Source organism: Mesorhizobium sangaii (assembly GCF_014207355.1).
Classification (GTDB): domain Bacteria; phylum Pseudomonadota; class Alphaproteobacteria; order Rhizobiales; family Rhizobiaceae; genus Mesorhizobium; species Mesorhizobium sangaii.
Genome location: NZ_JACHEF010000004.1, coordinates 91,479 through 113,411 on the forward strand (window position 1 = coordinate 91,479; position 21,933 = coordinate 113,411).

A 21,933-nucleotide genomic window follows, 5' to 3' on the forward strand; every position below is an offset into this window, starting at 1 on the left:
GTGCTGGCTGGCGGCAGTCTCGTCAGCCAGACTGCTTGGAGGCCACCATGCTTCGAATTCACGACGCCAGCGTCACCTTTCCAGCTTCCGACGGCCATGACGTTCACGCGCTCGATCACGTCTCGCTCGACATTGCACCTGATTCCATTGTCGTCGCAGTCGGTGCTTCCGGATGCGGCAAGTCGACATTGCTCAACGCGATCGCCGGCTTCCTGCCGCTCACCCAGGGCACGATCACACTGGATGGAAAAGAGATTGTCGCGCCCGGCGGCGATCGTGGTGTCGTTTTCCAGAAGGATACCCTGTTGCCCTGGGCCAATGTGCTGGACAACGTTGCCCTCGGCCTGAAATACCGGGGCGTGCGGCGCAGCGAACGCCATGAGCGATCTAGGCGTCTGCTGGAACTGGTCGGGCTCGCCGATTTCGCCGAAAAGCCGCCCTATGAACTGTCCGGCGGCATGCGCCAGCGCGTCGGTATCGCGCGAGCCCTAGCCACCGATCCGAAGATCCTGCTGATGGACGAGCCGTTCGGCGCCCTCGACAGCCTGACGCGCGAGACAATGCAGCAGCTTCTGGCCTCGGTCTGGGCAAAGACCGGCAAGCAGATCCTGTTCATCACCCATTCCATCGAGGAAGCCCTCACGCTGGGCACGACCATCGTTGTGATGTCGCCCAGGCCTGGCCGTATCGTTGCCCGGTTCGAGGCCGATTTCGTCCGCGAGGTTGCCAGGAGTGGCGACATCGGGCCGATCCAGTCCCACCCGCGTTTCATTGAATTGCGTCAGGAAATCCGCTCGCTGATCCACCAGCCGGAAGGCGCCCGCACAGGAACCTTGCAATGACGCTTGCCGCCAATTCCCCGACTTCGTTCCCACCTTCGACTACCCAGCGCAGGCCGTCGCCCCCGCCACGCCGATCCGCGTCGACAAGCACGCTTGGCATAAGCCTGGTCACGCTGGCTGCTATGATCGCGTTGTGGTTTATCGCCGCGCGCTTTGGCTGGGCGTCGCCGCTGTTCCTGCCGTCGCCGGCCGAGGTGCTGACCCAATTCAGCGCCGTCTGGGCCGACGGCTATGCCAACGGCACGCTTCTCGACCACACACTGGCAAGCCTGGGCCGTATCGCGGCGGCGCTCGGCGTCGGCATTTTCCTTGGCATTCCGCTCGGCCTGCTGATGGGCCTCAATCGCTGGGTCAAGGGGATCTTCAGCGTGCCGATTGATCTCTACTGGGGCTTGCCGCCTTTGGCTTACCTGCCGCTGCTGATCATCTGGCTGGGCATCGGCGAGACTTCCAAGATCGTGCTCCTGTCGCTGTCAACCTTTGCACCGATCTGCTTTGCCGCACAGGCCGGTGTCCGGTCAGTGCCGGCTGAACGCATCAATGCCGCGCTGTCGCTCGGCGCCAGCCGGCTGCAACTGTTCACCAGCATCATCCTGCCGTCCGCATTGCCGGAAATCATGACCGGCCTGAAGATTGCCATCGGTGCCGGCTTGTCGACGCTGGTCGCGGCCGAGCTGATCGCGGCCCAGTCAGGCCTTGGCTACATGATCATGTCCGCAGCCAATTTCCTCGCCACCGACGTCGTCTTCGTCGGCCTCATCGTCATCGCCATCCTTGCCTTTGCCTTCACCAGCGGCATGCGCTGGCTGGAGCGCCGTCTCATCCCCTGGAAGGGCAAGCTCTGACGCATTGCCTGCCCGCACAGTCCACATCGCTGAAGGAACAATCCGATGCCCAGCAAGCCGCTCGACCTCTACTGGTACCTGCCGACGCATGGCGATGGACCGTATCTCGGCACCGACGAGCGGCACCGCCCGGCAACCTTCGGCTATCTCAAGGAGATCGCACAGGCCGCCGACCGGCTAGGCTTCAAGGGCGTGCTGCTGCCCACCGGGACGCGGTGTGAGGACGCCTGGATCGTGGCGGCCGGGTTGATCCCGCTCACCGAACGGCTGAAGTTCCTCGTGGCGCTTCGGCCAGGCAGCGGAACACCGGCCCTGTTTGCGCGTCATGCCGCCACCCTGGATCGCATCTCCGGCGGCCGCGTCCTGCTCAATGTCGTCACCGGGGCGGATCCAGCCGACCTCGCCGGCGACGGCAACAAGCTCAGCCATGACGAGCGCTATGCGCAAACCGACGAGTTCCTGACCATTTGGCGGCGGATACTTTCGGGTGAGCCGGCGGATTTCGAGGGCAAGTACCTTTCTGCCCACGGCACCGACATTTCCTTCCCGCCGGTTCAGCAACCCCATCCGCCACTCTGGTTCGGAGGCTCTTCCGACGCCGGCATTGCAATCGCCGCCAAGCATGTGGACGCCTATCTGAGCTGGGGCGAACCGGTGGACCAGCTTGCCGAGAAGATCGATCGCGTGAAGAAAGCAACGGTTGCACAAGGCCGCACGATCCGTTTCGGCCTTCGCATTCATCTGATCGTACGCGAAACGGAGGATGAGGCCTGGGCTGCCGCTGACCGGCTGATCAGCCACGTCACCGACGACCTGATCGCCGAAGCCCAGAACGGATTTGTCCACATCTCGGAATCCGTTGGGCAGAAGCGCATGTCGGCACTTCATCAGGGCCGGCGCGACCGGCTGGTTGTCGGTCCGAATCTGTGGGCTGGACCTGGGCTGGTGCGTGGCGGCGCGGGAACGGCGCTGGTCGGCAATCCCGACAATGTTGCAGCGCGCATACGTGAGTATCAGGACATCGGCATCGAAACGATCATCGCGTCCGGCTACCCGCACCTGGAAGAGGCGTTCAACGTCGCCGAACTGCTTTTCCCCAAACTCGGGTTGAGTGGCGAAGCCGCACCCGTGGAGCGAAGCTGGGACGTCGAGTTCGGACGCGGTGTGCCTTCCAAGGTCGCCGCATCCGCATCGTGACGTCCTGTCTGCTCCGCGCTCAGAGCAGCCACACCACTGGTGACATCGAAGGACCGAGATAGGGCCGGCAGCAGACCGGCAGCTTGAGGGAACGTGGCATCCCAGTGGACAGTCCGCATCTTGCGGACTCCGCCCTGCGGTGGGACATCCGTCAATTCGTAGGCGAAATGTCCGCATTGCCAAACCTGCCAACTTCGAAAGTCCGACCCGCTGCCGCTGCAGGTCTTGACGAAAGTTGGCGCGCCTGTTTGAGACCGGGGCCATGGGGACATTTGCTCCATAGGGATTAGAGCAAGCGGTGGGCAAGCTGGTGAAGCGCGTTTTTCGATTGTTTGCCGCGGTGATCATGGCATCCGGGGTGACCGGTTGCACAAGCATTTCCTACTACGCGCAGTCCCTAGAGGGTCATGCGCAGATCATGGCGGCGCGCGAAAATGTTGGAAAACTGATCCATGATCCTTCGACGCCTGAAGCATTGCGCACCAAGTTGACGTCGGCAAGCACCATACGACGGTTTGCGACAGATGAACTGGCACTGCCCGAAAACAATAGCTACCGCAGCTATGTTGACATCGGCAGGGACGCTGTAACCTGGGCCGTTTTCGCCGCGCCGCAATTCTCGCTGACGCCACGAACATGGTGCTTTCCTGTGTTCGGCTGCGTTCCGTACCGGGGTTACTTTGCTCGGAAATCTGCGACTGAAAGCGCTGTCGAACTTCATAGGCTGGGGCTGGACGTCTACGTCACAGGCATCACCGCATATTCCACCTTGGGCTGGTCAAGTGACCCACTGCTAAGCACTATGCTCCGCCAGGACGACACGTACCTCGCAAGCCTTATTTTTCATGAACTGGCGCATCAGCGCATCTATGTGAATGACGACTCCGCATTCAATGAGGCTTTCGCAGTTGCCGTCGAAACCACCGGCGTGAGGAAATGGCTGCGCGCAGCTGGCGATCACGCCGGATTGCGCCGCTACGAAGCCGATCGCAAGCGCCGTGCCGATTTTCTCGGACTGTTGTCGAAAACGCGGGACGAGCTAAGGCAGGTCTATGAGAGTCCCCGCACCCCGGAGCAGATGGCGGCTGCCAAAGCAGCCACGATCGACAAGCTGCGGATGCGCTACCGGCAAATGCGCGACAAACGCTGGGCCGGATACCGGGGATACGACGCCTGGTTCGATGCCCCCATCAACAACGCAAAGCTCGCCGCGACCGCTGTCTACGGCGAACAGGTTCCGGCGTTCCTTCACCTGTTCGACTTGTGCTCCGGCGACTATCCAAGGTTCTATGCTTCTGTTCGACGCATCGCTGATTTGCAGAAGCCTTCCCGTGCCGAAGCGCTTAAGGCTGCGGCCACGTGTGATTGACTTGAACAAGCAAAGGAGCCGGTCTCGGGAATGCTCCGATGGTCAGATTGGTGACCAAAAGGAGAGGGTCAGGGAACATCCCGGGCCACGGAAACCCCAGCTTTGCGCCCTGCCCCGATACGCACATTGATTTCGGTCAAAGCACCTTCCGCCCCGACGCATAGTCTGCATTCATTTTCAAGCGTCCGCGCCCCACCGGCGCGGACGATCTCGTCCGGGATTCGTTCGCTAGGAAGGTACCGATCGAGCGGTGTCCTCAAGCCCGCCGCGGCAGCTCGCCGGATAGGGCCTTAAGACGACAAAGAATAGACGCAAAATAGAGGAGATTGCACAATGCTGATCCGCACACTTTCTGCCCTGGAATGCACCAAGGTGCTGACGGCCAATCGTGTGGCTCGCCTGGCGTGCGCCAGGGACGGGCAGCCCTATGTCGTTCCGGTGCATTATGCGTACGCCGACAATCATCTCTACGCGTTTTCCATGCTGGGCAAGAAGATCGACTGGATGCGCGCCAACCCGCTGGTGTCCGTCCAAGTGGACGAACGCGGCGAAGGGCGGGGCTGGAGAAGCGTGGTTGTCAATGGCCGCTATGAGGAACTGCCTGACCAGATAGGCCACAAGCTCGAGCGCGACCATGCCTGGACGATACTAAGCAAGCACGCTGACTGGTGGGAGCCCGGCGCCCTCAAACCGGTGACGCCTCCGGTGTCAGATAGCACACCGCACGTATTCTTCCGGATCCTCGTCGAGCAGGTGTCCGGCCGGGAAGCAAGTGAGTAGGCTGTTTTCAGTGCATCAATACATCGACACCGTCGAAGGGTGACGACCGGGACGACGCGCAAGTGCGGAAATCGTAGAGAGATCGACCAGCCGTGTAGCGACTTACGCTGTTGACGCTGAGGTCCATCGCCATGATCTTGACGCAAGATCCACCACGATCGTTGGACGCATCCCAAGAGCGAACCGGAGTGGGTGCTTCTGCGGCTGTGCCGCAGTTGCGGCCGTGTCGGCTACCGAGACGACTTTAGAGTGACAGACTACTCGCACATGGAACGGAGCGTTTCAGGCTTGCAGATTTCGAGGATACGAAGTCCGTGAAACTTGAGCACACCCTTGTCGCGCAATCTCGATAGCACCCGTGATACTGTTTCGATCGTGAGACCGAGGTAGTCGCCAATATCCTGACGGGACATCGGCAACTCGATCTGAGCGAGCTCTCCCTGACGATCAGCCATGTCGATCAGGAAAGCGGCTATGCGTTCGACCGCCGTTTGCCGGCCAACCACCAGCAGGTGTTCCTGAGCCCGCACCATGCAGCGAAGGGCAAGTGGCAGCAGTTCGCGCGATCTGTCCAGGCCGGCCACCGGTCGGAATGTCCGCAGTCCCGTCGTGACGATGGCCTCGGCAAAGAAATGGTGGGCAAGGTCAGCTTCAAAGCCAAACGTCTCTCCCGCCAGATGGAAAGCCGTGATCTGCCTGCGCCCATCGGCAAGCAGCCGGTAGATGCGGACTGCGCCGAACTCGATCTGGTAGTGGGAAGCGACCTTTTCGCCTTGTGCGTAGATCTCCGAGCCTGCGTTGAAGAACGAGAGCGGCACCGGCCGGCCATCATTGGGCACGTCCAGTTGCGGGGCGGTCAGGATCTCGAAGGGCACCCGAGTGTTGGCGATAGCGTTCATGGCTGTTTCCCAGATTTCGGTGACCCAGCAATCGCGCGGAATGCCGGTCTGCGAAATTGGGTTATGTCCTAAGGGGTTCTACTTAGTCAGCGAGGAGGTGGCGGGCGGAAAACGCCTGCACCATGTCAATGAGGTCATTCCCCTCGACCGGTTTGGTCAGGACCGCGAAGCCTTCGGGGCCGGCGATCGGATCGACTTCTTCAACAAGCAGAATCACCCGCCCGGCGAAACGGGCAAGCGGCTGGCGTCCAGCAGGGCCAAGCCGGATCGCACTTTCATCGACGATAACGCAGGCCGCGGCATTTGCCGCGGGCGAAGCCTCAACTGTCGAAAGCAATGCATGCGATTCCACCGAGAAGCCTTCGACTTCGAGCGCGAACTCGAGCGAACGCCTGAGCCCGGGGTCGGGCGCCACGACTAATATGGTTTTGGCGGCGGACAAGGATCACGGCTTCCGGATACGCCGGCGAGTTCATCCCGCCAGTCGTCCCGTAGCCAGCGGCAATCTGGCGCTTCACGCCTTGCGCCAGATCAATCCTCCGCAAAAATCTAGGCTGAGGGGAAATTCAGGCTGGACCGAAACCAGCGGCCAATGCCATCCGGACCAGTTGCGGCAGGCTTGTTGCCTGCATCTTGGCCATGACGTTGGCACGATGCACCTCGACGGTACGCGGGCTGATATTCAGGTCATAGGCAATCGACTTGTTCGGCAATCCGGCCACCACGCCAGAAAGAACCTGGCGTTCACGATCGCTCAACCGCCCAAGCCTTGTCTGTATCGAGGCGACGTCGTCGAGCTCCAACGGTTTATCGACAAGTTGCTCGGCCGCACGCTGGATGGCTTCAATAAGGACAACGTCCTCGAACGGCTTCTCGATGAAATCTGTTGCGCCGGCCTTCATCGCCTCAACCGCCATGGGGACGTCGGCGTGACCTGTGATGACCACGGCCGGAAGCGACGCATTGGCTTTCACGAGATTGCGCAAGAGCTCCACCCCGGTCATGTCAGGCATGCGCAGATCGGTGACCAGAACGCCATTTCTGATGCCCGATGCCACAGCCAGAAAGTCGGTTGCGCTCTCGTGCATCTTGACCGCGAAGCCGGACATCGTGAGCAGAAAAGCCAACGACTTCCTGACCGGCTCCTCGTCATCGACGATGTGAACGATGTAATCACCTGTCTCCATTCGCGTCCTCTTCCTCGAATGCGGGGAGCGTGAACCTGAACGTCGCGCCACCAGCAGCGTTCTGGCTCACCGCCATCGTTCCGCCATGCGCCTCGACGATCCGCTTGGAGATCGACAGTCCAACCCCCATTCCTCCGGGCTTTGTCGTCACGAAGGGTTTGAAAAGCTGGGCGGAAATCTCCTCGGAAATCCCTGGCCCGGTATCTTCGACGACGACGGCGATTTCGCCACCCTGCGCGGCATGGGTGCGCACAACAAGCTCACGGCGCGCGCTGTCGCGCATGGCTTCCATGGCATTTCGCATCAGATTGGTCAGCACCTGCTGGATCTGTATGCGGTCGACCATCACGGTTGCCGGTCCAGGCGCGAATTCGAACACTGTCCGCATCCCGCGCTCTCGCGATCCCACCAGTGCCAGTGCCCCGGCCTCTTCCACCAGGCTGCGAATGTTCTCCGGCGCTTTCTCGGTGGCGCCTTTGGTGACGAATTCGCGAAGATGGCGGATGATCTGCCCTGCGCGCAGCGACTGCCTGGCGGTTTCTTCCAATGCAGCCCTCATCTTTGTCGCCACGGCGTCGTCCATGTCGCGCAGCAGGCGGGCGCAGCCTTGAACGTAATTGGCGATCGCCGAGAGTGGTTGGTTTAACTCGTGAGCGAGCGTCGAGGCCATTTCGCCGAGTTCGTTGACGCGGGCCAACCTCGCCAGTTCGCCCTGGATCTCATGCAGACGTGCCGCCGATTCTTCCCGCTCCGTAAGGTCTCGGATGAAACCGGTAAAATAGATCTTGTCACCCGAATTCATCTCGCCGACCGCCAATTTCAACGGAAAGGTCGAGCCGTCCTTGCGCCGGCCGACAACAACGCGATCGATTCCGATGATCCGCTTTTCCCCGGTGGTCAGGTATCTGTGCATGTAACTGTCATGCTCGTGGCGATAGGGTTCCGGCATAAGCAGGCGGACATTCTCTCCGACGACCTCCGCTTCGGTGTAGCCGAACTGCCGTACCGCGGCGGCATTGAACGAAACGATCGTGCCGTCCTTTTCGATGACGACGGTTGCGTCGATCACGGTATCAAGAATGGAGCGAAGATGGGCCTCCCGGGCGCCGAGCGCGCTTTCGGCCCGATCGATTGCCTTGCTGGCGTGGTGCAGCATTTCGCCCATCCAGGCGATTGCCAGGCCGACAAGCGCGAAGACAACGAGTTCAACCGGATTGTGGGTGCGATCGGACGGAAGACTGTCCAGCCACGACGCTCCGGCCAAGGAAAGCGCTACGGACAACAGCCCGGGCCAGATACCGCCAGCGATCGATGCGACGAGGATAGCCGGGGTAAAAAGGGTAAATGTCGCCCGGTCTTCGAGTAGTCCCTGCAAGAGAAATCGCAGCAGGACAGCGACCGCCACCATGAAAATCGCCAGCAGGTAGCCCTTGCGCCCTTCGAAACGGCGAGACAAGACCGCTTGCAGGAAGCGTCCTTTGATACCGGTAATGTCCCGCGCTGGCATGAAATTTGTTACCGCTGCACTGAAAACATGCTGCCAAACGCAGCCAAAGCCACTGAACGTTCGTCACTTACCGCATTATTCCCGTTCGAGCGATCCCGAACCGAACGAGAGCGAGTGCGCGTCACGAGGCCGCCGCTGTCGGTCCGTTCCTTGCGCAACCGCAAAGACTGGCCAAATACCCGCGCGATACAACCGAGGATGAAGAAAGCCAGTTGAGGGAGGCGCACCTTTGCATATCCGTCCGGACATGTCCGTCGATGAAATCATGAGGAGATGGCCCATGAGCATCGCTGTAACACCGGATGCTCTGCGTGGGTTGCCTCTTAGCTCCTTTCCATACGGTTTCCGAGGCGTGCCGGGACCATCAGGTGGTGGAACGGGATTTCCTGATGGATCTCGAGATGTGCCCTGCGGCAGATGCTCCGCTCAGTCCTTGCTGCGATGCTGTGCCAGCAGGACCAGACGATGAGCATCCGTGACGGTGACGCGCTGACGCCCGCTCACAACAATCCCCCTCTCCTCCCACGCACTCAGCAGCCGGCTGACGGTATGCAGCGTCGTGCCGGTCATCTCCGCAATGTCCTGGCGCCAGATGGGGAAATCAATTTCGATCCCCGCCTCGGTTTTGCGCCCGGTCTGGTTCGCGAGCCGAAGAAGCGCATTGGCCACGCGCTGCTCGACATGTTCGGTAGCCAGTTCCACGACCCGCGCCTGCGCGTCCTGAAGCCTGCTTCCGACGGTCTTGAACGTACCCGCACTAAGGACAGGGAACCGCGCCGCCAGATCGGGCCAGACTGCGTTCGGCCAAACCAGGACCACGCAATCGACCGCTGCGATGGCGGTCGCCGGATAAGTCAGCCTGCCAAGCGCGGCAGCAATGCCGAATATCTCCCCTTCGCTGATGTAACGGGCAATCACCTGGCGGCCGTCAGGCGTGGCGCGAACGACGCGGACATGTCCGGCAAGCAGCACGAAGAACGAGCGCACCTCGGCTTCCTGCTCGAATATTGTCGACTCTTTCGGAAAACGCGCGGCCCGCGCGTCCTTCAGTACGCCGTCTAGTTCTGCCGGGCTCAGACCCTCAAACAGCGGCAACGACGCGATAATCGACCGGTCAAGCGGCAAACTCGGCTCCCTCGCCCACCAGGAGCTCCTCAAGGGAGCGCCAGATCGCCACGTCATATCCAGATATTTCGTGCGCCGGTTTGCGCCAGCGCAAATCCCAAGGCCACCCCGTGGCGTAGAAGGCCGCAACGGTTGATGCCGTGATGAACCCAGGAAAGGACTATCCCATGAAACTGCCTCTGATCGCCGCAGCCATTGCGCTGTTCGCTTTGGCCGGCGCGGCAAGCGCTGAAGAACACGTCGTGCAGATGCTCAACAAGGGCGAGAAGGGTTCGATGGTCTTCCAGCCCGCCTACGTAAAAGCGGTGCCCGGCGACACGATCAAATTCGTGCCCACCGACAAGTCCCACAATGCCGAGAGCGTCAAGGGAATGCTGCCTGATGGCGCTGAAGCCTTCAAGGGAAAGGCAAGCGAGGAGATCACCGTGACCATGACCAAGGAAGGCGTTTATGGCGTGAAATGCGCCCCGCATTACGGCATGGGCATGGTGGCGCTGATCGTCGTCGGCAAGCCTGTGAACCTTGACGCGGCGGAAGCCGTCAAACAGACCGGAAAGGCCAAAACTGTGTTCGCCGAGCTCTTCGGCGAGGCAACCAAAGCCGCTTCCAACTGACGCCTTCATCATAGATACCCTCCGGTTGGGGATCGCCGGAGGGAAACGGCCGGACGGACCACGCGGGGGAGGTCCAGTCCGGCCTATTTTCATATGCAGCGCACGATCCGCTCCACCCCGTAAATTCGATAGTCGCATGGAAATGATTGCGGGTTTGCGCCAGCGCAAAGACGGTTCCCGCAAGCAGGCTAATCTCGAGCATCAAGTGATTGACGGACAAGGAGATTGAAATGCTTACGCGACGTGAAGCTCTGTTGGGATCCGTCCTTACCGCCGCCGCGGTGGCGACGATCGGCGCAATGCCGGCTGCGGCGAGCGCGAAGGAAGTGGCCGGACTGCCGCGCGAAAGGATCACCCTCGTCGCGCCACCCTTCGTCCACGCGCACGACCAGGTGGCCAAGGACGGCCCGAAAGTCGTCGAGTTCACGATGACAATCGAGGAAAAGCCCGTCGTCATCGACGCCGATGGGACGCAGCTCAACGCTATGACCTACAATGGCTCGATCCCCGGTCCCTTGATGGTTGTCCATGAAGGCGACTATCTCGAGCTTACCCTCATCAATCCCGACACCAACACGCTTGCACACAACATCGATTTCCACGCTGCCACTGGCGCGCTCGGCGGCGGCGCACTGACACTGGTCAACCCCGGCGAGCAGGCAACGCTGCGCTTCAAGGCAACGCGCACGGGGACGTTCGTCTACCACTGCGCACCCGGCGGACCGATGATCCCGTGGCACGTCGTATCGGGCATGAGCGGTGCAGTGATGGTGCTGCCGCGTGACGGCCTGCGCGACGACAAGGGCAGACCCATCCGCTACGACCGCATCTACTATATCGGCGAAAACGATTTTTACGTCCCGCGCGACGAGCAGGGGAAATTCAAGAAATACGAAACTGCCGGCGACAACTATGACGACACCGTCAAGGTCATGCGCGGCTTGATCCCGACCCACGTCGTGTTCAACGGCAAGGCCGGATCGCTGACTGGCGAGAATGCGATGAAGGCGAAGGTCGGCGAGACTGTCCTGATCGTCCATTCGCAAGCCAATCGCGACACGCGGCCGCATCTGATCGGTGGCCACGGCGACTATGTTTGGGAACAGGGCAAGTTCGCCAACCCTCCCGCAAAGGACCTGGAAACCTGGTTCATTCGCGGCGGCTCGGCCGGCTCGGCCCTCTATACGTTCCTGCAGCCGGGCGTCTACGCCTATGTGAACCACAATCTGATCGAGGCCGTGGAACTCGGCGCGACCGCACATTTCATGGTCGACGGAACCTGGAATGACGACCTCATGACACAGGTCGAAGCCCCGAGGGCCATTGCAACGCAGTGACGAGGATCCGAACCTGAACATCGATGCGACCTTGCGCCCTCTGCGAGGTCGCGTGCGCCCCGGACGAAATGCCATGTCTTTCAACCCCATCGTAGCCCTCGGGAGTGTCGCGGCTGCCGCGCTGATCGTCATGGGCGCGACCAGTGCGTTTGACCGGTTCTCTTCGGCCGGTTCGTTCGTGGCGAGCCCCGAACTCGTGACCCTTGCGCCCGGATCGTTCGATCATCCTCAGCCAGGTGAATTCCTCGGGAAAGGCCATCCTGTCGCGGCGCCGCGGATCCTGACAACGATCAGCGCTCCGCTAAAAATCATGAAATACCAGGTGAGTGCAGCCGAATACGGACGATGCGTGACGGCCGGTCGTTGCAAGGCGGCTGACACCCTGGATAGCGACAATTTTCCCGTCACCGGCGTAAGCCACATCGACGCCGAAGCCTATTCGGCCTGGCTCTCGGCCCAGACTGGCGCGACATGGCGGCTGCCGACAGATGCGGAATGGGCCTATGCCGCCGGCGAACGGTTCCGCGGCGACATCGAGGGCGGCACCGACGACCCAAACAATCCGGCGCTGCGCTGGCTCGCCCAGTATCGCACCGAGGCTGCGCTCGGCCGGAAATCTGATCCCGAGCCACGGGTCAAAGAGGCCTTTGGCGTCAACTCAAAGGGGTTGGCGGACGTTGCGGGCAATGTCTGGGAATGGACGTCGACCTGCTACGTCCACGCAACGATCGCCGCCGACGGCATCAGCACTCTGAGCTCGATCGACAATTGCGGGGTGCACGTCGTGGAAGGTTTCCACCGCACCTATATGTCGAACTTCATCCGGGACGGGAAAAGCGGCGGATGCGCGGTCGGCACGCCACCCGACAATCTGGGTTTCCGCCTTGTCCGTGAACGCCTCAACGTCGTGCGAGCCGCCCTCCGGCGCCTTGGATTCGCCTGACCCGTGGATGCCGCGTTTCGAGGCAAAGAGCATACCCGCCGAAAGGATCACCATGAATTCATCTGCGATCGATCAGCCGCGACCAGCTGCAGAGCGGCCTGTGGTCCATCCGGGAGTTGACCGGGCAAGCATTGGTGCGCTGGTCCGCGAATTCTATTTTCGACTCCGAAAGAACGAACGGCTAGGGCCGATCTTCGCGCGGGAGATCACCGGTGACTGGGAACCGCACCTCGAGAAAATGACCGACTTCTGGTGTTCCGTCATTCTCAAGACCGGCGATTATCGCGGACGCCCGGTGCCTGCGCATCTGAAACTGAAAGACGTGACCGAGGCCGATTTCGACATCTGGCTGGACCTGTTTGGCGAGACCACTGCGGCGCACTTTGCCCCGGAAACGGCCGCGGTATTTGTCGATCGCGCCGAACGCATCGCGAAAAGCCTGAAGCTGGCGATGTTCTTTCGCCTTCCGCTTCCCGGCTCACCGGCGGGCAACACTGCTGCAGCCAAGGGCGGCTGAGATGGACCTCGCCGGGCGCCGCTGTCGGGCCGGCCGCCTCAAAGCGGCACTCTTTTTCCGGGCGCAATCTGCTTCGTTTTTGCGCCAGATCAAATTACCTGCCGCACAGCCATGCGACACCCGAGGGACGATTTCGCCCTGAGGGGCATCTGAGGTGGCCGCATATGCTCGCTCAACTGACATCCGGCGAACGCCAACTTTCAATTGTTGTGCTCATCCTCATGGCCATGGTCGGATTGGCCATGGCGGCCGCTGGCCGCGGCGATCCGATCGGCGTGCATGGCTTTATCGTCGTTGTTGCAAGCGTTGCGATGATCTTCGTCATGCTTTCGGGGCTCTATGCCCCCGAACCCTCCGCCGAACGCCTGGATCACTATTACGACGACCCGAGCAAGGTGGGCGTCATCCTCACCATGATCTGGGCCATGGTCGGCATGTTCTTCGGCGTCTGGGTGGCAAGCCTGCTGGCCTGGCCCGATCTCACCTTCGACGCGGCCTGGGCAAGCTTTGGCAGGTTGCGGCCGGTTCATACCAGCGGAGTGATCTTCGGCTTCGGCGGCAATGCGCTGATCGCCACGTCGTTTCATGTGCTGCAGCGGACCTCGCGCGCCCGGCTGCCCGACCAGTTCAGCCCCTGGTTCGTCCTGCTCGGCTATAACCTGTTCTGCGTCCTGGCCGCGACCGGCTATTTCATGGGCGTCACGCAATCGAAGGAGTATGCGGAGCCGGAATGGTACGCCGATATCTGGCTGGTCATCGTCTGGGTTGTGTATTTCGCGATCTACATTCGCACGCTGGCTCGCCGCAAGGAGCCGCATATCTACGTCGCCAACTGGTACTACATGGCCTTCATCCTGGTCGTGGCGATCCTCCATATCGTCAACAATCTCGCCGTCCCGGTGTCGTTCGGCCATGCCAAAAGCTATTCGGCCTTTTCCGGCGTCCAGGACGCGATGACCCAGTGGTGGTACGGCCACAACGCCGTCGCGTTCTTCCTCACCTCGGGCTTTCTCGGGATGATGTATTACTACCTGCCCAAGCGCGCGGGTCGGCCGATCTATTCCTACCGGCTGTCGATCATCAGCTTCTGGGGCATCACCTTCATGTATATGTGGGCGGGGTCACACCACCTGCATTACACCGCCCTGCCCGAATGGGTCCAAACCCTGGGGATGACGTTTTCGCTGGTGCTTCTGGTGCCATCGTGGGCCTCGGCGGGAAACGCGCTCGCGACGCTCAACGGCGCCTGGCACAAGGTGCGCGACGACGCCACGCTGCGCTTCATGATGGCGGCAGCGGTTTTCTACGGTCTGACCACCTTTGAAGGGTCGTTCATGGCGATCCGACCGGTCAACGCGCTTTCCCACTATACGGACTGGACCGTCGGTCACGTCCATGCCGGTGCCCTGGGTTGGGTGGCGCTGATCACCTTCGGCTCGATCTATTGTCTGGTCCCGGCATTGTGGAAGCGGGAACGGATGTATTCGGCCAAACTGATCGAGGTGCATTTCTGGTTGGCGATCTCGGGGACGGTCATCTACGTCTTTGCGATGTGGAATTCCGGCATCTTGCAGGGCTTGATGTGGCGGACCTACAACGAGAACGGAACGCTCACCTATTCCTTCATCGAATCCATGGTGGCGATGCATCCCTACTACATCGCGCGCGCCTTCGGCGGGCTGCTGTTTCTGCTCGGTGCCATCACCGGCTCTTACAACATTCTGATGACGATCCGCGGCCATTCGCAAGCCGCACTGCAACCGAGCGACGACGCGCCGCAGCGTAACCTGGCGCCTGTCGCCCAGCCGGCGGAGTGAGGATCATGCCCGAATTCCATCGCAAGATCGAACGCAGCGCCATCGGCTTCGTCCTTGCTATCGTCGTGGTCGCCAGCATCGGCGGCTTCGTGGAAATCGCCCCGCTGTTCACCATCGACGACACGGTCGAGAACGCGCCGGACATGCGGGTCTACACCCCGCTGGAGCAGGCTGGACGCGACATCTACATGCGCGAGGGTTGCTACGCCTGCCATTCGCAAATGATCCGGACATTGCGCGACGAAGTCGAACGCTACGGCCCTTATTCGCTCGCAGTTGAATCGAAATACGATCATCCAATGTTGTGGGGCTCAAAGCGCACAGGGCCGGATCTGGCCCGCATCGGCGGCAAATATTCCGATGCCTGGCAGGTCGCCCATTTGATCAACCCGCGCGCTGTGGTTCCTGAATCGATCATGCCCAAGTTTGGCTGGCTGCGCGACAACCCGCTGCGCATCGACGACCTCGGCGAACATCTCACCGCTCTCAGGGACGTCGGCGTTCCCTACACCGACGACATGATCGCCAACGCGACCCAGGATGCGCTCGGCCAAACTGCGCCGGACGGTGATTTCGCCGCCGGCGTTACAAAGCGCTATGGGGAAGCAACGCAGGTCAGGGCGTTTGACGGCAATCCGGCCACTGTTACCGAAATGGATGCGTTGGTCGCCTATCTGCAGATCCTTGGCCATCTGACCGGCGCCGCCCAGGCGGGGGTTGCCGTGCAGCCGGAGGCCGCACAATGAGCTGGGAACACGAAACCGTCGTCGCCTTCTCCAAAAGCTGGGGCCTTTTCTATCTGATCGCGATGGCAGTAGGCGTCCTCGTCTACACGTTCTGGCCGTCGAACAAGAAGCGGTTCGAAAGGGCGAAAGACAGCATTCTCGACGGAGACGACAAGCCATGGAAATAGGCGAGCGCGATCCCGTCACGGGACAGGTCACGACCGGTCATGAGTGGAATGGCATCAAGGAGCTCTACACGCCGGTTCCGCGTATTGTGTTCTTCTTCCTGGCCACCACCATCCTCTTTGCCGTGTGCTACTGGGTCCTCATGCCCGCCTGGCCATTGGGCAAGACCTACACCAAGGGTCTGCTTGGAATTGACCAGAAAACCAGCGTCGACCGCCTGGTAAAGGACGCGACGCTGGAGCGTTCCGCCTGGACCCAAAAGATCGATCAAATGGATTTTGCGGCAATTCAGGCTGATCCGTCGATGATGAAGATCGTCGAAGAAACCGGCCACACGCTGTTTGGCGACAATTGTGCGGCCTGCCATGGCACCAAAGCCACGGGCGGTCCGGGATTTCCCAACCTCACCGCCGGTATCCGGCTCTGGGGCGGCGATCCCAAGACAATCCTTGAAACGCTGCGGGTCGGCATCAACTCTACCCATCCCGACACGCGGACCTCGCAGATGTTGGCCTTTGGCCGCGACGGGGTGATCGACAGCAAGCAGCTGGCTGACGTTGTCGCCTATGTGCGGTCTCTCGGTGGCACCACCGATGGCCTCGATGCCGATCCGCAAAGCATTGCCGCCGGACAGGACGTGTTCAAACAGAACTGCATCGCCTGTCATGGCGACGATGCCAAGGGCAAGCGCGACGTCGGTGCGCCTGACCTCACCGACAACAACTGGATCTATGGCGGCGACCTCCAGTCCGTCACCACGACAGTCTATGGCGGCCGGCAAGGCTATATGCCTCATTGGGAACAGCGACTCTCCGCGACCCAGCGCAAGATACTTGCCCTCTATGTGCTTTCGCTCCGGAAGGTGCCTCAGTGAGCCTGGATCCCGCCTTGCCGTCGAGACCGCGATCGCGTTCGCGAACTGTCGCGCTCGTCCTGGTCGCGGTGGGTCTGACGCTGGTCGCAGCCGCCAATGTCCATCTGGTCTACGTGTCCTTCGCGTCGCAAGCCGATTGCGTGCCGCATTTGAAGGCGCCCGGCGACCCCGCGACGAACAGCTACGCCGCGGCCAGTTCGTCATGCTGACGCTCAAGATGCGCGGCCCGGCGAAACGACAGGAAGGATCATGGGAATGAGTGATCTCCATCTCGCCACTGACGAAGAATTCGTTCGCGTCGGATCGCGCAACCGCGGTCTCCCGGCCAATGCCGCGTTCGGTTGGCTGCGCGCCGGCTGGCACGACCTGATGTCGACCCCGGCCCCCAGCCTCGCCTATGGGCTGGTGGTATTTGCCGTGTCCGCCGTGATCGTCGGCGGACTTTTCCTGTTTCGCCTCGACTACATCCTGTTTCCCGCAACCGCGGCCTTCATGGTGGTCGGCCCGCTGATGGCGGTCGGCCTCTACGAAAAAAGCCGAGCATTGGAACAGGGCAAAGCCGTCTCTCTTGCCAGGATGATTTTTGTGCGGCCGGCCTCCGGCGGCCAGATTCTCTTCGTCGGCTTCATCATGCTCGGCCTGGCGCTGCTGTGGATGCGTGCCGCGGTCATCATCTACGCCCTGTTCTTCGGCTGGCGGCCGTTTCCCGGTCTCGACCACCTTGCCCCGATGCTTTTCACCACCCCCATCGGCTGGGCAATGTTGGTTGTCGGCACGGCGGTTGGCGGGGTGTTCGCCGCATTCTCCTTCGCCATCAGCGCCTTTTCGGTTCCCATGCTGCTTGACCGGCGAACGGATGCCTTTACCGCGATGGGCACCAGCATTTCGCTGGTCTGGAACAATCGGCCGGTGATGATCACCTGGGGCGGGATCGTGCTGCTGCTGACCCTTGTTGGCCTTGGCACTGGGCTGATGGGATTGATCGTCACCTTTCCTGTGCTCGGGCATGCCACATGGCATGCCTACAGGACGATTTCGCCTGAACCGGGGGTGAAGGAGTAGCGCTCATGAGCTGCTGCGCACCCGGGGCCGAGGCCGCCCTGGAGATCGGCCCGGCGGGCCTGGTTTCCAGTCCGCGAGAGGAGCTTGTCCTTCTAAGCCGCGACCTCGGTGGCGGCCTTTATCAAGCCGATCTGTCGGTGCCCGAAATTCATTGCGCATCCTGCATGGCGACGGTCGAACGCACTCTCTCGACCTTGCCCGGTGTCGAATATGCCCGGGCCAACCTTTCGATGAAACGGACCATCGTAAAATGGCGCCCGATTGCCGATGAGGCCCCCGATCTCATTGGCGCGCTAAGAGCGGCGGGCTACGCGTCACATGTCTTCACCGCGGAAACCGACCAGCGCAGTCCAGAATACTCCCGGCTGATCAAGGCGCTCGCTGTTGCCGGCTTCTGCGCCATGAACATCATGCTGCTGTCGGTTTCGGTCTGGTCCGGAGCCGAAGGCGGAACCCGTCAAGCATTCCACTGGATTTCCGCAGGGCTCGCCTTGCCGGCAATCGTCTATTCGGGGCGGATATTCTTTTTCTCAGCCTGGGCAGCCTTGCGAAACGGCCGGACAAACATGGATGTGCCGATTTCGATCGGCGTGCTGATGGCGTTCGGGCTCAGCCTCTACGACACCATCCAGGGTGGGCCGCATGCCTATTTCGACGCTGCGACATCGCTTTTGTTTTTTCTGCTCATCGGCCGCACGCTCGACCACGTGATGCGGGAAAAAGCGCGCTCGGCGGTGGCAGGGCTCGCGAGCCTCGCGCCCAGGGGAGCGATCGTGGTGGATGCCGACGGCCGGCGCTATGTCCCGATTGCCGAGATCAGGCCGGGAACCTCCATCCTCGTTGCCGCCGGCGACAGGGTCCCTGTCGACGGGATCGTCATGGCAGGCGCTTCGGAGCTCGACTGTTCGGTTGTCACTGGAGAGACGACACCCAGGCCCGCCTTTGCGGGGACCCTGGTCCAGGCCGGGCTGCTCAATCTGACGGGGCCGCTGACGATAACAGCCGCAGCTGAGGCAAAGGATTCATTCCTGGCGGAAATGATCAGAATGATGGAAGCCGCCGAGGGCGGCAGGGCGCGCTATCGCCGGCTGGCGGATCGTGCCTCGGCGCTCTATTCGCCCGTCGTGCATGCAATCGCGTTGCTGTCGTTCCTAGGCTGGCTGTCCTTCACCAGGGATTGGCACGCATCGGTTTCGATTGCCATCGCCGTGCTGATCATAACCTGCCCGTGCGCACTCGGCCTTGCCGTTCCAATCGTGCAGGTGGTCGCCGCCCGGCGGCTTTTCGAAAAAGGCGTGATGGTCAGGGATGGCTCCGCTCTCGAACGCCTCGCCGAAGTCGACACTGTGCTGTTCGACAAGACTGGCACGCTAACGCTTGGCCGCCCACATCTCGTCAACACCGCCAGCGTCGATCCCGGTGCACTGGCGCTTGCGGCATCAATGGCGTCAGGCTCAAGGCATCCGATGTCCGTCGCAATTCTGGCCGCGGCATCGCAGGGCTCGGTTGGAGCAACCCCGATGAAGAACCTCGGCGAATACCCTGGCCGCGGCCTCGAAGCCAGGACGGGAACCACCATCTACCGCCTGGGTCGACCGGACTGGGCCCTCGGCCGCAAAATGCCGGAAGGCGCGGACGGCTGGTTTTCGGTGTCGCTGCTGGTCCAGAACGGACAGCAGCTGGCGCGGTTGGTATTTGAAGACATGATGCGAAGTGGCGCGCGTTCGACGATCGATCGACTGCGCCAGCAGGGCCTCGGTGTCGGGATCCTGTCCGGCGACCGCAGATCCGCAGTGGCCGATTTGGCTTCGAACCTCGGCATCGATGATTTCGCAGCGGAAATGCTTCCATCCGACAAGGTTGAGCGGATCGCGGCTCTCACCACCGCCCACTCCAAGGTGTTAATGGTGGGAGACGGACTAAACGACGCGCCAGCCCTCGCGGCCGCGCATGTCTCCATGGCTCCCGCGACGGCGGCCGATGTCGGCCGCAATGCAGCCGACTTCGTGTTCCTGAAAGAAAGCCTTGCGAGCGTCGCGGACGCCTACGAGATTTCGCGCAATGCAGGAAAACTGATCCGGCAGAATTTCGCTCTGGCAGTCGGCTACAACGCCATTGCGGTGCCTTTTGCCGTGTGCGGCTATATCACTCCGCTCGTGGCGGCGGTCGCGATGTCGCTCTCGTCGGTTTTGGTGGTGGCCAATGCCATGCGCTTGGGTTCCCGCATGCCATTCAGGCGCAGGGCGTCAGGCCTGCTTTCCGCCCGGACATTGAACGCGACGAGATGAGCTATCTGGCCTTCCTTGTGCCTGTCGCAATCCTGCTCGGCCTGCTGGGTCTGGCGGCATTCATGTGGACATTGCGAAATGAGCAGTACGAGGATCTGGACGGGGCTGCGGCACGTATCCTGATGGACGACGATCAGGACGAGCCCAAATAGCCGCCTTCAACAACTGTTGGTCTACGTCGATACGCTTGCGAAGCTGCGAGTCCTGGATGCGAAGTAGTGGGTGGTTCGCCCAGCCATATCCATCATATATTCTCGTATTCGGTGGCGACCCGGGTAAGAGCTCCAAATGAGTATCCCCATCCTTCTGATTCCTAATCTATACGTCAGAGGTTCGGGATCACCATCGAGACTATGGACGGCAGCCGGCCACCGCCCTCAGCCTCGACGTCTCCTAGCCACCGCAGGCTCAAATCACGGACGCGCTTGAGGTAGGTCTGGACTGACCTCTGCATCAGCCCACGCCGGAGGATGCGGTGCACTCTCTTGACCGGCCGGAGTCGCCTCCTCCAGCACACCTCTCGCCTCAGATATTGACGTTGGCCGGCAAGAAAGCGCCCACCGGGGCTTTTGCCATCAACGGCAACAATGAAATTCCTTGTCCCTATCGGCCCGGCTTTGGTGAGCGGTCCTTGTTCCGCTTGTCCGCGACGTAGCTCTGCCCACTCTCCATTTTCACTATGTCGAAGAGGCCAGTCGCCGCGAAGAGTGCGGAAAAGTTCTTCACCCCATAGTTTCGTGGGTCGATGGGCGCCTGTCGTTTCGCTGCGCTTCCTGCCAATGACATAGCCGCCCATCCATCGTCTTGCGCCGTGGCTTCCACAGCGCCACGCAGGATCGTCACAAGGGTCGTATCTTGCGATAGAGACTTGCCGGTTCGATTGTCGGCGGGCTTTTCAGGGGGTGTCTTAGATCTGGCCGCTGGTCCCGCTTTGGTCTTTGGTTTCTCGTCGGGGACTACAGGAGTTGTCGGTTGCTCAGCATCGTCCAGGTTATCGAGGTAGAGGAAAGTCGTGCACGCATTGACGAAGGGTGTGGGCGTTTTGCGTTCCCCAAATCCGTAGACGTCGTGTCCATTAGCCTTCAACTGCATGACTAGCGGGGTGAAATCGGCGTCGCTGGAAGCCAAACAGAAAGCGTCAAGCTTTTGCGTGTAGAGAAGCTCCATTGCATCGATCACAAGCGCAATATCGGTGGCGTTTTTGCCGGCCGAATAGGTGAACTGTTGAATGGGCCGAATTGCAAAATTGTGCAGCTTGTCTTTCCAGTTCCTGAGATTGGCGCTTGCCCAATCGCCATAGGCGCGGCGGATATTGGCCGTGCCGTATTTTGAAAGTTCCGCCAGTATCGCTGCGATCTTGCCGTGGGACACATTGTCCGCATCGATGAGCAAGGCGATTCGCCGATCAGATCTGGTTCGCGACCTGTCCTCATTCTCCATTCGATTGTTCGCCCTCCCTGCGCATCTTCATTGATAGCATCTATGTGGGATGTGCGCACGATTGTGGTTCAAGCAGCGCCCTCGGGTGTACGGCGAGGGGCAGTTGGATGTCGAGCCCGTGGGGCCCTGCCACCTAATTTCGATCGATCTTCGGCGACGTTACGGGCTATGAAGAGCGTCGGCGATAGCAGAAGAGTGCTTCTTCGATAGTGGGTCTCGCGATGTAGCGGTCTCCCGCTACCATCTCAAACCACTATGCAACCTGCTGGGTTCGGCGACGCGCTGGCTGCCGACCGTCTGCAGCTCGGCTCGATACCACTGACGGGGGCAGAGCTGTTCGAGGATGGCCGCCGGCACGTCGCTCGGCGCTGCAGGGTGA

23 protein-coding genes are annotated in these 21,933 nt (G+C 61.1%); 17 read left to right on the forward strand and 6 right to left on the reverse strand.

Annotated features, from left to right (window positions below; translation table 11 throughout):
- Positions 1-47: 47 nt before the first annotated feature.
- The 5 genes from HNQ71_RS20510 (at position 48) to HNQ71_RS20530 (ending at position 5,033) form a co-directional block, all read left to right on the forward strand.
- The gene (locus HNQ71_RS20510; RefSeq protein WP_184874484.1) at positions 48-842 is read left to right on the forward strand and encodes a taurine ABC transporter ATP-binding protein; all 795 of its coding nucleotides are present in this window, start codon (positions 48-50) and stop codon (positions 840-842) included.
- On the forward strand, positions 839-1,687 hold the full coding sequence (locus tag HNQ71_RS20515) for an ABC transporter permease subunit (RefSeq protein WP_184874485.1): 849 nt from the start codon (positions 839-841) through the stop codon (positions 1,685-1,687). Before HNQ71_RS20510 ends, HNQ71_RS20515 begins: the two co-directional genes overlap by 4 nt.
- A gap of 45 nt (positions 1,688-1,732) precedes the next feature.
- Positions 1,733-2,884 carry an FMNH2-dependent alkanesulfonate monooxygenase gene (gene ssuD, locus HNQ71_RS20520; protein ID WP_184874486.1) on the forward strand — a complete coding sequence of 384 codons (1,152 nt, stop codon included), beginning with the start codon at positions 1,733-1,735 and terminating at the stop codon, positions 2,882-2,884.
- A 346-nt stretch (positions 2,885-3,230) separates the two neighbouring features.
- Positions 3,231-4,253 carry an aminopeptidase gene (locus HNQ71_RS20525; protein WP_184874858.1) on the forward strand — a complete coding sequence of 341 codons (1,023 nt, stop codon included), beginning with the start codon at positions 3,231-3,233 and terminating at the stop codon, positions 4,251-4,253.
- A 333-nt stretch (positions 4,254-4,586) separates the two neighbouring features.
- Positions 4,587-5,033 carry a pyridoxamine 5'-phosphate oxidase family protein gene (locus HNQ71_RS20530; protein WP_184874487.1) on the forward strand — a complete coding sequence of 149 codons (447 nt, stop codon included), beginning with the start codon at positions 4,587-4,589 and terminating at the stop codon, positions 5,031-5,033.
- Between the two features lie 257 nt (positions 5,034-5,290).
- On the opposite strand, the gene HNQ71_RS20535 is transcribed toward HNQ71_RS20530, so the two are convergent.
- The 5 genes from HNQ71_RS20535 to HNQ71_RS20555 form a co-directional block, all read right to left on the reverse strand.
- Positions 5,291-5,932 carry a helix-turn-helix domain-containing protein gene (locus tag HNQ71_RS20535; protein WP_184874488.1) on the reverse strand — a complete coding sequence of 214 codons (642 nt, stop codon included), beginning with the start codon at positions 5,930-5,932 and terminating at the stop codon, positions 5,291-5,293.
- An 82-nt stretch (positions 5,933-6,014) separates the two neighbouring features.
- The gene (locus HNQ71_RS20540; RefSeq protein WP_184874489.1) at positions 6,015-6,374 is read right to left on the reverse strand and encodes a response regulator; all 360 of its coding nucleotides are present in this window, start codon (positions 6,372-6,374) and stop codon (positions 6,015-6,017) included.
- 124 nt (positions 6,375-6,498) lie between these two features.
- Positions 6,499-7,119, reverse strand: a complete 621-nt coding sequence (gene fixJ / locus HNQ71_RS20545) for a response regulator FixJ (RefSeq protein WP_184874490.1) — start codon at positions 7,117-7,119, stop codon at positions 6,499-6,501.
- A complete protein-coding gene (locus HNQ71_RS20550) occupies positions 7,106-8,626 on the reverse strand; it encodes a PAS domain-containing sensor histidine kinase (protein WP_184874491.1) in 1,521 nt (506 codons plus the stop codon). The genes fixJ and HNQ71_RS20550 overlap by 14 nt, the downstream gene beginning before the upstream one ends.
- Before the next feature lie 426 nt (positions 8,627-9,052).
- Complete coding sequence (locus HNQ71_RS20555; protein ID WP_246461729.1) at positions 9,053-9,751, reverse strand: Crp/Fnr family transcriptional regulator; 699 nt, start codon at positions 9,749-9,751, stop codon at positions 9,053-9,055.
- Positions 9,752-9,918: 167 nt separating this feature from the next.
- Between HNQ71_RS20555 and HNQ71_RS20560 the strand changes: the two genes are divergently transcribed.
- The 12 genes from HNQ71_RS20560 to ccoS all read left to right on the forward strand — a co-directional run bounded on the left by HNQ71_RS20560 (position 9,919) and on the right by ccoS (position 20,266).
- Positions 9,919-10,365, forward strand: a complete 447-nt coding sequence (locus HNQ71_RS20560; RefSeq protein WP_184874493.1) for a pseudoazurin — start codon at positions 9,919-9,921, stop codon at positions 10,363-10,365.
- A 230-nt stretch (positions 10,366-10,595) separates the two neighbouring features.
- Entirely contained in the window at positions 10,596-11,702 is a 1,107-nt protein-coding gene (nirK, locus tag HNQ71_RS20565) for a copper-containing nitrite reductase (protein WP_184874494.1), read from the forward strand.
- Positions 11,703-11,775: 73 nt separating this feature from the next.
- Positions 11,776-12,645: an SUMF1/EgtB/PvdO family nonheme iron enzyme gene (locus HNQ71_RS20570; protein WP_184874495.1), complete on the forward strand. Its 870-nt coding sequence runs from the start codon at positions 11,776-11,778 to the stop codon at positions 12,643-12,645.
- A 52-nt stretch (positions 12,646-12,697) separates the two neighbouring features.
- Entirely contained in the window at positions 12,698-13,162 is a 465-nt protein-coding gene (locus tag HNQ71_RS20575; protein WP_184874859.1) for a group III truncated hemoglobin, read from the forward strand.
- Positions 13,163-13,326: 164 nt separating this feature from the next.
- On the forward strand, positions 13,327-14,979 hold the full coding sequence (gene ccoN / locus HNQ71_RS20580; protein WP_184874496.1) for a cytochrome-c oxidase, cbb3-type subunit I: 1,653 nt from the start codon (positions 13,327-13,329) through the stop codon (positions 14,977-14,979).
- Between the two features lie 5 nt (positions 14,980-14,984).
- Complete coding sequence (gene ccoO / locus HNQ71_RS20585; protein ID WP_184874497.1) at positions 14,985-15,725, forward strand: cytochrome-c oxidase, cbb3-type subunit II; 741 nt, start codon at positions 14,985-14,987, stop codon at positions 15,723-15,725.
- A complete protein-coding gene (locus HNQ71_RS20590; protein ID WP_184874498.1) occupies positions 15,722-15,892 on the forward strand; it encodes a cbb3-type cytochrome c oxidase subunit 3 in 171 nt (56 codons plus the stop codon). Before ccoO ends, HNQ71_RS20590 begins: the two co-directional genes overlap by 4 nt.
- Complete coding sequence (gene ccoP, locus HNQ71_RS20595) at positions 15,883-16,764, forward strand: cytochrome-c oxidase, cbb3-type subunit III (RefSeq protein WP_184874499.1); 882 nt, start codon at positions 15,883-15,885, stop codon at positions 16,762-16,764. Before HNQ71_RS20590 ends, ccoP begins: the two co-directional genes overlap by 10 nt.
- On the forward strand, positions 16,761-16,973 hold the full coding sequence (locus HNQ71_RS20600; RefSeq protein WP_343068200.1) for a hypothetical protein: 213 nt from the start codon (positions 16,761-16,763) through the stop codon (positions 16,971-16,973). The genes ccoP and HNQ71_RS20600 overlap by 4 nt, the downstream gene beginning before the upstream one ends.
- A gap of 46 nt (positions 16,974-17,019) precedes the next feature.
- The gene (locus HNQ71_RS20605; RefSeq protein WP_184874500.1) at positions 17,020-17,826 is read left to right on the forward strand and encodes a DUF2189 domain-containing protein; all 807 of its coding nucleotides are present in this window, start codon (positions 17,020-17,022) and stop codon (positions 17,824-17,826) included.
- 5 nt (positions 17,827-17,831) lie between these two features.
- A complete protein-coding gene (locus tag HNQ71_RS20610; protein ID WP_184874501.1) occupies positions 17,832-20,114 on the forward strand; it encodes a cation-translocating P-type ATPase in 2,283 nt (760 codons plus the stop codon).
- Positions 20,111-20,266: a cbb3-type cytochrome oxidase assembly protein CcoS gene (gene ccoS / locus HNQ71_RS20615; RefSeq protein WP_184874502.1), complete on the forward strand. Its 156-nt coding sequence runs from the start codon at positions 20,111-20,113 to the stop codon at positions 20,264-20,266. The genes HNQ71_RS20610 and ccoS overlap by 4 nt, the downstream gene beginning before the upstream one ends.
- A 451-nt stretch (positions 20,267-20,717) precedes the next feature.
- Here the strand turns inward: ccoS and HNQ71_RS20620 are convergent, their stop codons facing one another.
- Positions 20,718-21,506, reverse strand: coding sequence for an NYN domain-containing protein (locus tag HNQ71_RS20620; protein WP_210333985.1), 789 nt, complete (start codon positions 21,504-21,506; stop codon positions 20,718-20,720).
- Positions 21,507-21,933 lie beyond the last annotated feature (427 nt).